The organism is Geothrix terrae, from assembly GCF_022808775.1.
Taxonomy (GTDB): Bacteria; Acidobacteriota; Holophagae; order Holophagales; family Holophagaceae; genus Geothrix; species Geothrix terrae.
In genome coordinates this window covers 58,166-72,221 of sequence record NZ_JAKZLA010000009.1, presented here as the reverse complement: position 1 = coordinate 72,221, position 14,056 = coordinate 58,166, and the positions used below count along the sequence as shown (strand labels likewise).

Here is a 14,056-nt window from a genome sequence, read left to right as displayed (position 1 = left end):
GCTGCCAAGAGAGCCTGAGAGCGGGACTACCGATTGGGCGATCCCTGCTTCCCACCCCACCCGGCGTCGGGAGGGCGGGGCATTCCCGTTCGCCCCAGGTTTTGCCACCGTTCGGCGGGGAAAGGACCCGGTGATCTACAATGTCGGTATCGTTCCTTCATTCATATCAGACGACGGGCTCAGGACGGGTTTGGTCGTCTAATTCAAAAAGTTAGGCCGCATTCCCCCTTCTCTTTCGGAGTTCCAATGAAGAGATGCTTCATCCTAACCCTCGCCATCTCTTTAGGTTGCACGCCCCCCAAAACAAATGATCAAAAGATCAGTCTCTATACTGATTTCAGTCAAATACGAGTCATCTATCAACCTCCTGCTCCACCGTACCCTCTTGAAGCGAAAGTAGCCGGTATCCAAGGTACTGTCGTAGTTCAATTGACTGTTGATACTAAGGGTATTCCTTATTCAGCAATAGCATTAGAAGGCCCTATTGAGCTTCGCCAAACAGCTGAGGCATATGCACTCAAATGGAAATTTGCACCCTGTACTTTGAACGGTGTACCTCAATATGCTCGCTTCAAACTGAGCATGCCGTTCAGGTTGAGAATGACCAATCAAGCCAAGTAGACAACCGCTCAGCCTAACCTTGCGCTCAACTCGGACCCCGCCTGCGCTGCCTTCCGCTCTCTCTCAACATCCCGCTTTCTCGGCTCCGTTCATCACCTCGGTGCAGGCGGGGCCGCTTAGCTTCATTCGTTGGGTCCCTTCACTCACTCATAGGAGGTCCACAATGCAATTGCTTTTTGGGGGTCTCATTTCGGTAATTCTCCTTGGTATCTATGTTCATCTTGTGCGCGCAGCCATCAAGATCGTCTATAGCCTACCTACGGCCGGACTCGCATTCACCGAAGGCATGGCACAAGCCCTCTCTGTCATCGGAGGCCTCGTCTCAGCGCTTGTGGTCGCCGAGCTTGCCATCGCAAAGCCAGGGGAAGTGCCAGCAAGGCGTGCCCTTAAACAAGAAGCCTCACCTTGGGCCATCAAGCTCCTATCAATTGTGTCCGTATCTTACGTAATTGTGTGGGTCGCCACCGGGCTTACCGCTTTTATGGTTGGCCTTTACCACCCCAAAGAAGTTCCACAACTCACGACACTTGGTCAGGCGTGGCTGGGATTGGCTGTCTCAGCTGCGTATTCATATTTCGGTTTGAATCCAACCAACAGGTGAACCTGACCCTCCGCTCAACTCGGACCCCACCTACATTGCCGTCTGCCCTCTCTCAACCTCTCGCTCCCTCGTCTCCGCTCCTCGCCTCGGCTCAGGTGGGGCCGGTTGCTTCCTTCCTCAGGCCTTCTGGAGATAGGAACATGCTCAAACAGCCCCTCCGAATCCTGCTGGCTCTTGCTTCCACCTTCGCTATTGGCCAAGAATTACCGAGTCAACTGAAACTAGGTGGGTTCCAGTTGGGCCAGGTTGCCAGGGTGGCTGAAGCAGCCCTCGGGAAACCCTATGAGGAGCGGACCACCTCGGATGGCTGGCTGATCAAGGCCTTCTGGACCTCTGAAAAACATGAGCACCTGCTGATTTTCGAATTCGCAGCGCCCAAGAAGGATCGCATCACCGCGATCCAGCTCTTTGGAAAGCCGACGCCGGGGGATGGGGGCCTCCCCGGGGTCACGCTCGGCTCGACCGAAAGCGAGGTGCTCAAGTCGCTCGGTCCGCCCAAGTCGAAATCGAAGTATCTGGATGACGGCACGGAATATACGCGCCTCGACTACGCCGATCGAAACTACAGCTTAGAGCTCAATCATGAGGGCTTGGTTGTCAGCATCAGGATTCTGGGATTCGATGGCTTCTCGAAAGAGGTTCCGCCTCTACCCACCTCTGAAAGCTTGAAGAAGATCCTAGCAAAGCAGGATCCGGCGGCTCTGGAAGCCATGCTTACGCCAGATTTCGAATTCTATAGGGGCGACAACATCATTTCTTATAATGGCCCCTCCGAAAATGAAGTTCGCTCCAACCCCAAGATCAAGGAGGTCATCTACGGCCCGCTGGGTCTCAATGATGCACTGTCAAGAAAAGACGCCCAGGAAGACCCCCAGATCAGGCTCTCCGAGAGCGGGGTCTTCCATGTCATCAAATTTCCGAAGAGTGCTGTTCTTAAAGAGATCGTCTTCGCCCAGTTTGCAGGCAGTTGGCGGATCTATGAAGTCAGCTTCAAGCCGTAGCACACAAGCCTGACCATCCACCCGGATTGCATCTCGACAAAAAGGATCTCCCATGGATGACATTTCCAATCCCTACGCTCCGCCGGAAGCCCTGCTCGCAGAACCGGGGGCGGAGGTCGCCTCTGAGCGACGGCCGATCTACACCCCGTTCCAGGTGCGTCTGGCCTCCTTCCTCGGGGGCCCGTTCGCGGCGGTGTTCACCCTCCACCAGAATTTCAAGGCGCTGCAAGACACCCGGGGCCAACGCCTGACGCTGGGACTGGGGATCGCCTTCAACGTGGCGCTGCTGGCCTTGCTGCCCTTCCTGCCCGAGCGCTTTCCGCGGCAGGTGATTCCGCTGCTCTATTCCATTGCCGCCGGCGGCGTCGCCAGCGCCAAGCAGCTCTCCAAAGCGCAGCTCGAGGCCTCGGAGCAGTACCAGCGTCGCTCCGGCTGGAACGTCACCGGCGTCGTTCTCGTGTCATTCCTCGCCTTCTGCCTGGTGGTCTTTCCGCCGTACCTCCTCCTGAACCATTGGGGCGTCCTCCGGCTCGACTGACCGCCCCATCGGCCCGAGTCCCGCTTACGTGGCCTTCCACGCGCTCCGCTTCCTGTCGTTTCTTCTGCTGCACCGAGTCCTGACTCGACCTTCCGCGCCCCCACGATCGGGGCCCACCCATGAGGGCATCTCCATGACTTCCACACGACTTCTGCTGGCCGCGGGGCTTTCGACGTTGGCGCTCCTGGGCCAGGCCCCGCCCGCCTCCAAGTCCGAGGGGGCCTCCGTCGCCCCCGTCCAGGCTCCGCAGGGGCTGCGCCCCGCCGAGGCGTTCAAGGCCAGGATCGGCCAGCCGGTGGCCGACGTCCAGTTCGCGGACCTGCAGGGGAAGACGTGGTCCCTGGCGGCCCTGCGGGGGAAGGTGGTCTACCTCAACGTCTGGTTCACGGGGTGCCCGCCCTGCGTGAAGGAGATCCCCGACCTCAATGCCCTCCACGCCCGGCTCGGATCCCATCCGGACCTGGTCATGCTGGCCCTGGCCTACGACGACGAGTCGAAGGTCCGGGCGTTCCTGAAAACCCGGCCCTTCCAGTTCCCGGTGGCCTGCATCCCGTTCGTGGCGCTCAAGCAGCTGGCCATGTCGGGGTCCAGCGTGGCGTTCCCGACGCACCTGATCATCGACCGCCAGGGGAACCTTGCCGTGGCCAGCACCGGCGGGAGCGAGCAGATCAGCCGGGACCTGGAGATCTCCCTCGGCCAGGTGCTCGGAGCGCCGGCAAGCCCCTCGACCGGGGGCTGAGGCCCTGATCCGGGCTTCTGAAAAGCGCCTGGCCGCAGGCAAATCCGGTCACTTTCACCCACTCCGCGCCACCCAAAAGGTGGGGAGGGCCCGATGACGGTATCCGTCTTTGTGGGGGCGAGCGTGGACGGGTTCATCGCGCGCCTGAACCACGACCTGGATTGGCTGCCGGAGGGGGGCGGGGAGGCGCACGGCTACGAGGAGTTCCTGGCGGGCATCGATGCCCTGGTCATCGGCCGCAAGACCTTCAAGAAGGTGCTGACCTTCGATCCCTGGCCCTATGGTTCCAAGCGGGTGGTGGTGCTGAGCGGCCAGCCGCTCCGGCTGCCGAGTGCCATCGGCAGCGCGGTGGAGCAGATGGCGGGCTCGCCGGCGGAGATCGTGGCCCGGCTGGCGGAGCGCGGGGCCACGAATCTCTACGTGGATGGCGGCATCACCATCCAGCGGTTCCTGCGGGCGGGGCTGGTGGACCGCCTCATCATCACCCGGGTTCCGGTGCTGATCGGCGAGGGCATCCCCCTCTTCAGCACCCTGCCTCACGACATCCACCTGCGCCATGTCGCCACCCGGTCCTTCCCGAGCGGCCTGGTCCAGAGCGAGTACCAGGTGCTCCGCTGACCGGGTGGCGCGCCCCGGTTCGGCTTAGTGGCCCACAGGCTTGTTGTCGTACTTGCCGGGCTGCTCGACGTAGACCACGGCCCCGTCCGGCTGGCTGTTCGAGTGGGGATGGTTCGCCGGGATGAAGACGTAGGAGCCCGGACCGTAGGGCTGCTCGTGGTCGGGGTCGCTCCCGTAGCGGAAGGTGCCCGACACCACCACGAGCCTCAGGGCGCTGGAGTGAGCGTGGACGGCGCTCTTGCTGCCGACGGGGAACTTGACGAAGCCGTGCCAGGCCCCTTTGGCGTGAAGGCCCTCGACATCGGCCACCATCACGCCGACGCCCTTGGCCGCCAGCTCCTCCCACGGGAGCTTGTCGGCGGCCAGGGTGACCTCCCCGCTGCGCTTCTCGCCGCCGTGGGCGAAGGAAAGGGTGCCGGCAACCAAGGCCGCGGAAAGCACGACCAGCCCGGAAGGTGAGATCTTCATTGCTTCCTCCTGGTAGAAAGCCCGCATGGGCTGTCCGACGATAGTCCCTCGCCTTGTCTGTCGCAACAGGTGGATTGTCCGGCGGCAGAGGCCGATTCCCCCGCCAAGAGGGGGGGGCAGGGGAAGGCTTTTCCAGAGGCGATGTCCTGGGCGCTTGTGATGCTCCTAAACCCATCCCGGGCTGGGAGCATCTTAGAGATGGATGTGCGCGGAGGTGCCGATGCTTCTCAGTCTGTTGATGCTTCCCATGGTGGTCCTCCAGGCCCCGGCGCCCCTGCCGGTGGTGGAGGCCAAGGACCTTCCCAATGCCCCCCGGGGTCCCATGACCCCGCATCGCCCGGATCCCGGCGGTGAGGCCAGCATCCTGGGCGAGAGCCGGCACGGGGCCCGGAAAGGGCCGTCCATCCCGGCCCTCCAATTGCCCGCGGGCAGCGTCCGGGTGACGGACAAGGTCCCTGACATGAGCGGGCGGCGGGCCTTCGCCATCGAGGTGCCGGCGGGCGGCAAGGTGAAGGCCCAGGTCGTGGAGGGCCGGAAGGCCTGGTTCCGGGTGCTGGCCGTGAACGCCTGGGGGCGGGACGAGCCGGGGCTGCTCCAGAACCGGATCCCCACCGGCGAGCCCCAGGCCACATACGAGAACCCCACGAAGGAGACGCGCACCATCTACTTCATCGTCGACACCCTCGACGCCAACATGGTCGGCGAGCCTTACACGCTGGAGGTCACCCGGAACTAGGGCCGGCCTTTGGCGAATCCCCGGGGAGGTGCTGGAACCGGAGGGGCAGGGCGTCGCGGAAGGTCTTCCGCAGGCTTTCCGGGGCGCTCCGCCAGGCCTTCAGGGCGGCGGCGCGGGTGGGGTAGGTTCCATAGCAGGCCTGCCACCAGCGGAAGCCGTCGGGGCGCACGTAGGGCAGCACCAGCACGTCCGGCGCCTTGGGGCCCGCGGCCCTGGCCACCTGCTTGAGGCCCTCGGCGCGGCCGGAGACCACCAAGCGCAGGGTCCAGGCGCCTTGCGGGGCGGCGGCCCGCTGGGCGGCGCCCCGGTGCAGGGCCTCCTGGAGGTCCATGCGCTCCAGCGGCTTCACGGCCTCCTCCGGATCGGCCAGGTCCTTCTCCGTGAGCACGCGGCGCGGGGCCTCCACCTGCACCTCGAGGCTGCGGGAGGACCCGCCCATGAGGTTGCTGACGCTGAGGGTGTAGACCGTGGTCTTGTCGGGGACCACGGCGATGCTGGACTGGCCGTCGAGCTCCAGGCCGCCGGGCTCGAGACGCACCTTGGCGTCGCCCTGGCAGATCCACTTGAGATCGACCTGCTCGCCGGGCTTCACCACAGTGCGGCTGGCCTCGAAGCTGCAGACGCTGGCGATGGGCGTCTGGGCCGCCGCCATGGCCCGGTGCCCCAGCACCGCCACCTCCAGCGTGCGGCTCTGGCCGCCGGCGGCGTTGTTGGCGGTGATGGTGTAGCGGGTGCTCTCCAGGGGGGTGACCGTCACCTCGCTCTTGCCATCGAGCTCGAGGCCGCCGGGCTCCAGGCGCACCTTGGCGCTGCCCGCGCATTCCCACTTCAGCACCACGGGCTCGCCGGGCAGCACGGCCCTGGTGCTGGCGTCGAAGGCGCAGATGCGGGCGGCCTCGCCCAGGGGCATCCCGGGCGTCACGCGCACCTCTGCGTGGCCGAGCTCGGCCCCGCCGGGTTCGGCGCCGGACCTCGCGTCGAAGAGGGTGTACCTCGTCGTATAGGCGGGACGCACCGTCACCTGGGACCGTCCCGGCAGGATCATGCCGCCGGGTTCCAGGCGCACCTGGGCCGACTGGGGGCAGGTCCAGGCCAACAGCACGGATTCGCCCGGGCGGATTTCGCGCGGCTCGGCGGTCACGGTGCAGGGCGGCTGGGCCTGAAGAAACCCGAGGGCCACCGTCATCCAGAGGGCTGAGCGCATCAGGGGAGTTTAGTGCACCCGATCCCCCGGCGCCCTGGCGTTTTGTCAGACGTCACCGGTTCGGGTCCCTACATCCTCAGGCTGGTTTCCGCGGCCACGCCCGGGTCCTCCAGCAGGGTCTCGAGCTGGAGGAGGTACCACCCGATGGCGGCCAGCAGGGCCGGATCAGCCAGGCGCCGGTGGGGCTGGGAGATGTCCACCAGGGCGAGGGGGGTGTCCTCCGGGGCCGACCGGCTGGTGCCGTCCGGGTTCACGGTGAGCTGGACCAGCGGCAGGCCGTCCGCGTCCAGGAACGCCGCGCCGGGGTGGATGCCTCCGATGCGGACCCAGTCGAAGGTCTCGTCACCCTGGAAGACCAGCTTCCCGTTTCCCACCAGGTGGGGATGGAACATGGCCAGGTCCGTCTTGGAGCCTGCCTGGCGGAGGGTGACGGAACTGGCCGGGAAGCGGCTGTGCTTGAGGGTCCAGGCTCCGCCGGAGGTTTCCACCCGGGCCAGGGTGGGATCCTCGGGAAGGAAGGCGAGGGTGGCGGCGGTTCCCTCCCTGGTCTCCAGGCTGAAGGTGGGACCGGTCCCGCCGGTCTTCTTCCAAGCGAGAGAGGCGGATGTGAGGTTGATGAGCGCTGGCATAAATCCCCCTTTCTGGGGCGCTGGTGCGCACACCCCAAAGGTAGGCCTGGAACGGCTCCCTGGAGGGAAGGGGCAACTTCGACCGACCCGCCTCAGGCAGGGGGCCAGCGAGTCGGGGTTCCTGGTCAGTTCCCCAGGTACGTGAACCAGAAGCGCACGCCCAGGTACGAGCCGTCGTAGCCGTCCGGCAGGCGCTGGAGGGGCGCGGCGCGGAGGACGGCCATGCGGGCACTCTCGTCCATGGCAGCGTTGCCGCTGGGGATCTCCACCCGCACGCGGTCGAGGCTGCCGTCCCGGGCGATGCGGAAGTAGATCTGCACGCGGCCCTGGGTGCTGGACACGCGGTTCCAGTTCGAGGTGATGCGGGCCTGGACCTGCTGCAGGTACCACACGAACGGGAAGTTGCCGTCCACCCCACCCACCAGGCCCACGCCGCCCTGGACGCCGGAGGTGGGGTTCAGGCCCGGGATGCCCGAGCCGGCGCCGAAGGCGGCGCCGTTGCCCGAGCCCACGGCGCCGGCCACGGGGTTGGGCGTGGCGGTCTTGCCCTTGGCGGCGGTGGTGCCCGTGCCGGTGCTGGCGGCATCCTTGCTGTCGCCCTTGGCGGCGGACTTGGTGGTCTTCGTGGCGAAGGGATCCGGGGCCGTCGCCGACGGCGGGGTGTTCCGCACCGGGGCCACCTCCTCCACCCGCCGCAGGCGCTCGCCGGTCTTGCCCACCTCCATGGCGTCGGAACCACCGGACTGGCCGCCCATGGCCGCGGGCAGGTTCACCCAGGTGACCTTGACCTCCTCGGCCTTCTCGCCGCCGCCGCCCCGGGGCCAGAAGAAGGCCACGCCGATGGTGAGGTGCAGGGCCAGGCTCAGGGCCAGCCCAGGCCCCCAGCGGAGCTCGCCCAGGTGGGCGCGGCTGCGGAGGTAGGCCTGGAGGTCCTGGCTCATTTCGTTCCAGTGGCTGACGCGGCGGTGGGCGCGGCGATGGGCGCGGCGGCGGTGACGAAGCCCACCTGGGTGAAGCCCGCCTCGCGGATGGCGTCCACCACCTGGATGACGCGGCCGTAGGGCACGTTGTGGTCGGCCCGCACCAGCACGGGCCGCTTGCCGCCGGACTGGGCCCGGGCCTTCAGCTGGTTGGCCAGCACGGGCAGGGCCATGAAGGCCTGGTCGAACTGGAGGCGGCCGTCGAAGGTGATGGAGACCGTCAGGGCCTCACTCTCCAGGTTCCGGCCCGTGCGGCTCTCCGGCAGCTTCACGTCCACGCCCGTCATCATCATGGGGGCCGCGATCATGAAGATGATCAACAGCACCAGCATCACGTCGATGAGGGGGGTCATGTTGATGTCGGCCATGGCGCCGCGCCTGCTGCCTGGGGTGAATGACACGGGGACCTCGCACGTCTGGGTACCAGTCTACCGCCTGCCAGGTCTGCTGTCGGCGCGGCTGGAACCGTGGTTGGCGGCTCCGGATCGGACGCGGGGCTACCGGGGCCGCTGGCGCTTGAAGATCCGCGCCAGGATGGCCTCCCGCCTGGAGGGGCCGACCGGGGCCCCGGTGATGGCCACGGGGGCGGGCGCGTCGGCGGCGAACGGGTGGTCCCCACTCACCGGGGTTTCGCGCCTCAGCCCGGACTGCAGGATGGGCCGGAGAAGTTTCCGCGCCATGGATTCGAGGTCTCCGAGGGGGCAGGCGGGATGGGCCATGGCCACGTCGGCGACGCCATGCACGACATGCAGGCTCAGGTGCACGACTGGAGCCAGGGCGCGCTCGGAGAAGCGGCTTCCGTAGCGCAGGAGGATCTCCTGCCGGAGGGCCTCCTCCAGACCCTCGACAGGGGTGGCCAGGGAACCCAGGCGATGGGCTTTCAGGTAGGCGTTCACCGTCGCATGGAGCTGCAGGCTCCCCTTCAGGTTCCCGACCGTGGCCCGCGCGAGGGCGGCGCTGAGCGCCATGGTGATGTCCTCGGCCTCCGTCAGGGAATCCCAGGCCACGGTCTGGACGTGGTGGCGGAACGCCCGTTCGTCCGCGCGCCGGAGCCGGTCGAAGAGGGCGATGGCCACGTCGTCCCGCCCCGCGGGGAAGTAGTTGTACAGGGTCTGGTTGCCCACGCCGGACAGGGCGAGGATGTCCCGCAGGGCGATGGCGTCCGCGGGGAACTGCCGGAACAGGCCCGCGGCCGCCTCGAGGATGGCGGTGTACGAGGCCTGGCCCGCGTGCTTGGGCTCGAGGCCCCGCAACAGTCGCATCCGCTCGTCCATGACGAGATCCCCCCTCTCCACCGTCCCCACCATACGGTTGGCGAGGCCTCTGGTTTCTAGAACGGCTGTTGGGGGCGTCAACGTAAATGCCGATAATCACAAGACTAACAGTCCCGGTGACCCTGGAATCGAGCCATTCGGACCCTAACGATAGACTGGACAACAGATCGATGAGACCCCCATGCCTGCAGTCGGGAAACCCGAGCCTGACCCGGAGACGGCTTTGCCTGGTGCGCGCGTTGCCTCGCGCGCCGTGGTCCTCCTTGTGGACGACGATGCCTCCATCCAGGATTCCGTGGGCGCCATCCTGGATTTCCTGGGCTTCGAGCCCGTCATAGCCGCCACGGGGGAAGCGGCGCTGGACCTCCTGGAGGGGGGACTCCAGCCCGTGGTGACGATCCTGGACATGGATATGCCCGGACTGGGCGGGGCTGGCACGCTGCCACGCCTTCGCGCCCTCCGTCCGGACCTTCCCGTGGTGATCTCGACCGGCCGCGTCAACCACGCCGTCCTGGAGCTGGTGGGGCGCTACCCCGGGGTGCGCCTGATGCCGAAGCCCTTCAGCCTGGCCGACCTCAGGAGCCACCTCGCCTGATGGCAGGAGCGAGTGGGAGACAAGGACGGCCGTCCCGATCGGCACGGTCGCTGATCGCATGGTCTTAAATTAACAAATTGACCATTGATATGGAGTGGGTCTAACGTGCCATGATTCGATTCTGAATATCGGTCTCCGCCGCCAACTTCTCGCCCTGGGAGCTGCGCAGATGGATGAAGACCCGAAGGCGCGCCAGATGGATCCCCTGTGGTCCCGGGCCGAGACCCTGGACGGCCGCGAGCCCGAGCCCGAACCTGAGCCCGGGCCTGGGCCCGCGGCGGGGAGCGGCCTGACCCTGGACGCGCCCGTCCCCGCGGCCGGATCCGGGCCGCCGGCCTTCCCGGTGCCGGGCTGGGACCGATACGAGTGCCTGGGCTTCCTGGGGCAGGGCGGCATGGGCAAGGTGTTCCGCTGCCGCGACCGGCGCCTGGGCCGCATGGTGGCCATCAAGTTCGTGCGCCTGGACGACGACCGCCACCTCGCGCGCTTCATGCTGGAGGCCCGGGCCCAGGCCCGGGTGGACCACGACCACGTGTGCAAGGTCTTCGAAGTGGGCGAGGTGGAGGGCCGGGTCTTCATCGCCATGCAGTGCCTCGGCGGGCGGCCCTTCGACCTGGCGGCCGCCGACCTGTCGCTGGAGCAGCGGGCGATGGTGGTGCGGGACGCGGCCCTGGGCGTCCAGGAGGCCCACCGGGTGGGGATCATCCACCGGGACCTCAAGCCCTCCAACATCATGGTGGAGCGCACGGAGGACGGCGCTCTGCGCACCTTCGTCATGGACTTCGGGCTCGCCCGGGACTGGGACCAGGACGTCACCGAGACGGGCTCGGTGCTGGGCACGCCGTCCTACATGTCCCCGGAGCAGGCCCGCGGAGAGGTCTCGCGCCTGGACCGCCGCACGGACATCTACAGCCTGGGCGCCACGCTCTACCACGCGGTGACCGGGCGGCCGCCGGTCACCGGAGCCAACCCGCTGGAGATCCTGGGCGCCATCGCCTCCGCGGAGGTCCCGCCCATGCGCGGGCCGGGCCTGGACATTCCCCGGGACCTGGAAGCCATCACCCTCAAGTGCCTGGAGAAGGAGCGCGGCCGCCGCTACGAGTCGGCCCGCGCCCTCGCCGAGGACCTCGACCGCTTCCTTGCCGGGGACCCGGTGCTCGCCCGCCCCACGGGGCTCTGGTACCGCGTCCAGCGCAAGCTCCGCAAGCACCGGCAGCTGGCGGCCGTGGGCGCCGCGGCCGCGCTGGCCGTGCTGGTGGCCCTGGGCGTCGCGGTGAAGACGCGACGCGACGCCGGCCGCCGGGAGCGCCTCGCCCAGCAGTTCACCGAGGCCACGGGCCGCATCGATTCCCTGGCTCGCTACTCCGCCCTGTCGCCGCCCCACGATATCCGGCCAGACCTGCAGGCCGTGCGGGAGCAGATGACCCAGCTCCAGGCCGAGCTGGCTCGGGCCGGCGCCATCGCCAATGGGCCGGGCCACTACGCTCTGGGCCTGGGCCATTGGACGCTGGATGACGTGGAGAAGGCCCGGGAGCACCTGCAGATGGCCTGGGACGCCGGCTACCGGGAGCCCCGCGTGGCCTATGCCCTGAGCCTGGTCCTCGGCCGGCAGTACCGGGACCAGCTGCTGGAGGCCGAGCGCATCGCCTCCGCGGATCAGCGGGAGGCCCGCCTGCGGGAGGTGGAGCGCACCCTGCGGGATCCCGCCCTCGCCTTCCTCCGCCAGGCCAGGGGTGCGGACGTGCCCTCCCCTGCTTACCTGGAGGCCCTGCTGGCCTTCTACGAGGGGCGGCTGGACGAGGCCCTGGCGCGGCTCGAGGCGCTGGGGACCGAGCTGCCCTGGTTCTACGAGGCCCCGCTGCTGCGCGGCTCCCTGCTGCAGGCCCGGGCCTGGCAGAAGTGGAACCGGGGCGACCGGGAGGGCGCGCATCGGGACTTCGAGGAAGGGCGCCAGGCCCTGCGAGCCGCGGCCGTTACGGGGCGGAGCGTGCCCGCGGTGTTCGCCACGGCCGCCGATCTGGAGAACAACGCCTTCTTCATGGAGAAGTACGGGCAGGGGGATGTCCAGGGGCCCTTCGACCGCGGCATGGCGGCCCTGGATACTGCGCTGCGCCTCCAGCCGGACCATGTGCCTTCCCTGATCCTCCAGGCCGCGCTGCAGGGCAACCTGGCGGACGTGCGGGCGACCCGCGGCGAGGATGCCGTGGACCTCGCCCAGGAGGCGGTGGCGGCCTGCTGGAAGGCCGTGACCGCGGGCCCCGCCCGGGCGGACGCGCGGGTGGCCCTGGGCAAGGCCTACTACCTGCTGGGGAATGCCCGTCTCCAGCGCAACCTCGACCCGACGGAGCCCCTCTCCCGGGCCCTCGCCGCCTTTGACGGGCTCTCGGAGGAAAAGCGCGACTACTCGGTGTGGAACCACATCGGCCTGGTGCGCCGGGCCCTCGCCCAGTTCGAGGACAGCCAGGGCCGGGATCCCTCCGTGCACCTCGGCGCGGCCATCGAGGGGTTCCGGGCCGCCACCCGGATGGAGCCGCACCTCCTGCCGGCCTGGATCAACCTCGGCGCCTGCCTGGAACAGCGGGCCGGGCTTCCCGCCGCCACCCGGCCCGAGGCGGACCTCCAGGACGCCGCCGAGGTCCTGGAGCGGGCCCGCGCCCTGAATCCCAAACACTTCGTCCCCTACTTCCTGCTGGGGAAGGTGGCCTATGCCCAGGCCCTCCGGGCCCGGGCGAGGGGGGAGGATGCCCGGCCGCTGCTGCAGCGCGCCGCCGAGCTGAACCGCCAGGGGCTGGCCATCAATGCGGCGATCCCCAACCTCCACAACGGGGAGGGCATGGCCTGGTCCGAGCTGGCCCGGGAGGCCTGGGAGCGGGGGGAGGATCCGGCTTCCTGGAGCGATCGGGCGAAGGCCTGCTACCGGCGGGCGATCCAGGCGGCCCCGGCCCAGTCCTACGGCTACCTGAACCTCTCCGACCAGCTCATCACCGAGAGCCGGTGGTCGGCTTCCCCGCGGACCCTGGCGGAGGCCGAGGCGGTGGTGCAGCAGGGGCGCCGCGCGGCTCCGGGGAGCCAGGGGCTCCTCGACAATGCCGGTCACTGCTGCGCCCTGCGGGTGGCCTGGGCGGTCCGCACGGGGGCGGATCCCCGCGCCCAGGTGCAGGCGGGAGAGACCATCCTGGCCCAGTCCCTGGCCATGGACTCCAAGAACCGCGACACCTGGCACAACCTGGGACAGCTCCGGGCCGCCTACGCCCAGTGGAAGGCCACCTGGGCCCGGGCGGTGGACGCGGATTTCGTGGTCGCACGGGAAGCCTTCGATCACGCGCTGGCCGTGGATCCCGCCTCGCAGGAATCCTTGCTGGCGCTCGGGCAGCTCTGGCGCGCCCAGGCCGAATGGGAACAGGCCTGGGGACGGGACGCGGGCCCGGCCCTGGCCCAGGGGCGGGCCAAGGCGGAGTCCCTTCTCCGGGCCCGTCCCCGCTGGGCTGAGGCCCTGGCCCTCCGGGCCACGCTGCGCCTGCTTGAAGCGGAGCGATCCCCGCGGGAGGGGCGCCGGGAAGGGGCTCGGGAGGCCCTGAAGGACCTGGCCGCGTCCACGGGCGAGAACCCGCATCTCGCGCGGGTTCTCGCCTCCTGGGAGGACCGGGCCCGGCGGCTGGAGCGCGGGGAACCGGCGACGGCCGGCGTGGTGCGCCTCAGCCGGTGACGTTGATGGTGCCGCTGTCCTTGGTCAGCTTGGGTGAAGGCGGCAGGGACACGATGTAGTCCCCGTCGGTGACCGTCGCCAGCACCGGGTAGATGTTCGTCCCGGTCGTGTTGGGGTCCACTGTGCAGGTGGTCTGGCCGAAGAGCGCCGAGCTGCTGAGGGTCACCGTGGTGGGCGCCCCCTGGCCGCTCTGCACGAAGTGCACCGAGTCCTGGTTCTTGTTCACCGACAGCGTGTCCGGATTGAACCCGTCGGATTTGACGTTCATCTGCTTGGTGGCCATGACGCCTCCAGAGAGAAAGGTTGGGAGGGATGCCAAAGGCCCAGGGTGGACCCTGGCTGATCG

16 protein-coding genes are annotated in these 14,056 nt (G+C 68.1%); 9 read left to right on the top strand and 7 right to left on the bottom strand.

Translation table 11 applies throughout. The features are described from left to right. Nucleotides 1-246 precede the first annotated feature (246 nt). From MLE42_RS15105 to MLE42_RS15080, 6 genes are all read left to right on the top strand, one after another. Nucleotides 247-621 carry an energy transducer TonB gene (locus MLE42_RS15105; RefSeq protein WP_243288707.1) on the top strand — a complete coding sequence of 125 codons (375 nt, stop codon included), beginning with the start codon at nucleotides 247-249 and terminating at the stop codon, nucleotides 619-621. A 163-nt stretch (nucleotides 622-784) separates the two neighbouring features. Next, nucleotides 785-1,222 (top strand): hypothetical protein, encoded by a 438-nt coding sequence (locus tag MLE42_RS15100; RefSeq protein ID WP_243288706.1) that lies wholly within the window; start codon nucleotides 785-787, stop codon nucleotides 1,220-1,222. Nucleotides 1,223-1,362: 140 nt separating this feature from the next. Beyond that, nucleotides 1,363-2,223 (top strand): hypothetical protein, encoded by an 861-nt coding sequence (locus MLE42_RS15095; RefSeq protein ID WP_243288705.1) that lies wholly within the window; start codon nucleotides 1,363-1,365, stop codon nucleotides 2,221-2,223. Nucleotides 2,224-2,275: 52 nt separating this feature from the next. Next, nucleotides 2,276-2,761 (top strand): hypothetical protein, encoded by a 486-nt coding sequence (locus tag MLE42_RS15090; protein ID WP_243288704.1) that lies wholly within the window; start codon nucleotides 2,276-2,278, stop codon nucleotides 2,759-2,761. Between the two features lie 133 nt (nucleotides 2,762-2,894). Beyond that, nucleotides 2,895-3,500 carry a TlpA family protein disulfide reductase gene (locus MLE42_RS15085; RefSeq protein ID WP_243288703.1) on the top strand — a complete coding sequence of 202 codons (606 nt, stop codon included), beginning with the start codon at nucleotides 2,895-2,897 and terminating at the stop codon, nucleotides 3,498-3,500. A gap of 93 nt (nucleotides 3,501-3,593) precedes the next feature. Next, nucleotides 3,594-4,118: a dihydrofolate reductase family protein gene (locus MLE42_RS15080; protein ID WP_243288702.1), complete on the top strand. Its 525-nt coding sequence runs from the start codon at nucleotides 3,594-3,596 to the stop codon at nucleotides 4,116-4,118. A gap of 24 nt (nucleotides 4,119-4,142) precedes the next feature. Here the strand turns inward: MLE42_RS15080 and MLE42_RS15075 are convergent, their stop codons facing one another. Next, on the bottom strand, nucleotides 4,143-4,586 hold the full coding sequence (locus MLE42_RS15075; RefSeq protein WP_243288701.1) for a cupin domain-containing protein: 444 nt from the start codon (nucleotides 4,584-4,586) through the stop codon (nucleotides 4,143-4,145). A gap of 220 nt (nucleotides 4,587-4,806) precedes the next feature. On the opposite strand from MLE42_RS15075, the gene MLE42_RS15070 reads away from it, so the two are divergent. Continuing rightward, nucleotides 4,807-5,322 (top strand): hypothetical protein, encoded by a 516-nt coding sequence (locus MLE42_RS15070; RefSeq protein ID WP_243288700.1) that lies wholly within the window; start codon nucleotides 4,807-4,809, stop codon nucleotides 5,320-5,322. Here the strand turns inward: MLE42_RS15070 and MLE42_RS15065 are convergent. From MLE42_RS15065 to MLE42_RS15045, 5 genes are all read right to left on the bottom strand, one after another. Beyond that, nucleotides 5,309-6,526, bottom strand: a complete 1,218-nt coding sequence (locus tag MLE42_RS15065) for a hypothetical protein (protein WP_243288699.1) — start codon at nucleotides 6,524-6,526, stop codon at nucleotides 5,309-5,311. The genes MLE42_RS15070 and MLE42_RS15065 overlap by 14 nt on opposite strands. Before the next feature lie 68 nt (nucleotides 6,527-6,594). Then, nucleotides 6,595-7,155 carry a hypothetical protein gene (locus MLE42_RS15060; protein ID WP_243288698.1) on the bottom strand — a complete coding sequence of 187 codons (561 nt, stop codon included), beginning with the start codon at nucleotides 7,153-7,155 and terminating at the stop codon, nucleotides 6,595-6,597. Nucleotides 7,156-7,280: 125 nt separating this feature from the next. Continuing rightward, on the bottom strand, nucleotides 7,281-8,096 hold the full coding sequence (tolA, locus tag MLE42_RS15055) for a cell envelope integrity protein TolA (RefSeq protein ID WP_243288697.1): 816 nt from the start codon (nucleotides 8,094-8,096) through the stop codon (nucleotides 7,281-7,283). Next, complete coding sequence (locus tag MLE42_RS15050; protein ID WP_243288696.1) at nucleotides 8,093-8,536, bottom strand: ExbD/TolR family protein; 444 nt, start codon at nucleotides 8,534-8,536, stop codon at nucleotides 8,093-8,095. The genes tolA and MLE42_RS15050 overlap by 4 nt, the downstream gene beginning before the upstream one ends. A 96-nt stretch (nucleotides 8,537-8,632) precedes the next feature. Further along, nucleotides 8,633-9,397, bottom strand: coding sequence for a TetR/AcrR family transcriptional regulator (locus MLE42_RS15045; protein ID WP_243288695.1), 765 nt, complete (start codon nucleotides 9,395-9,397; stop codon nucleotides 8,633-8,635). Between the two features lie 235 nt (nucleotides 9,398-9,632). Here MLE42_RS15045 and MLE42_RS15040 point away from each other — a divergent pair, with 235 nt between their 5' ends. Together MLE42_RS15040 and MLE42_RS15035 are read left to right on the top strand one after the other, a co-directional pair. Continuing rightward, nucleotides 9,633-10,004 (top strand): response regulator, encoded by a 372-nt coding sequence (locus MLE42_RS15040; protein WP_243288694.1) that lies wholly within the window; start codon nucleotides 9,633-9,635, stop codon nucleotides 10,002-10,004. Between the two features lie 169 nt (nucleotides 10,005-10,173). Continuing rightward, complete coding sequence (locus MLE42_RS15035) at nucleotides 10,174-13,710, top strand: serine/threonine-protein kinase (RefSeq protein ID WP_275975950.1); 3,537 nt, start codon at nucleotides 10,174-10,176, stop codon at nucleotides 13,708-13,710. On the opposite strand, the gene MLE42_RS15030 is transcribed toward MLE42_RS15035, so the two are convergent. After that, on the bottom strand, nucleotides 13,700-13,993 hold the full coding sequence (locus MLE42_RS15030; RefSeq protein WP_243288693.1) for a hypothetical protein: 294 nt from the start codon (nucleotides 13,991-13,993) through the stop codon (nucleotides 13,700-13,702). The two genes, MLE42_RS15035 and MLE42_RS15030, sit on opposite strands and share 11 nt — an antisense overlap. Nucleotides 13,994-14,056: the final 63 nt, after the last annotated feature.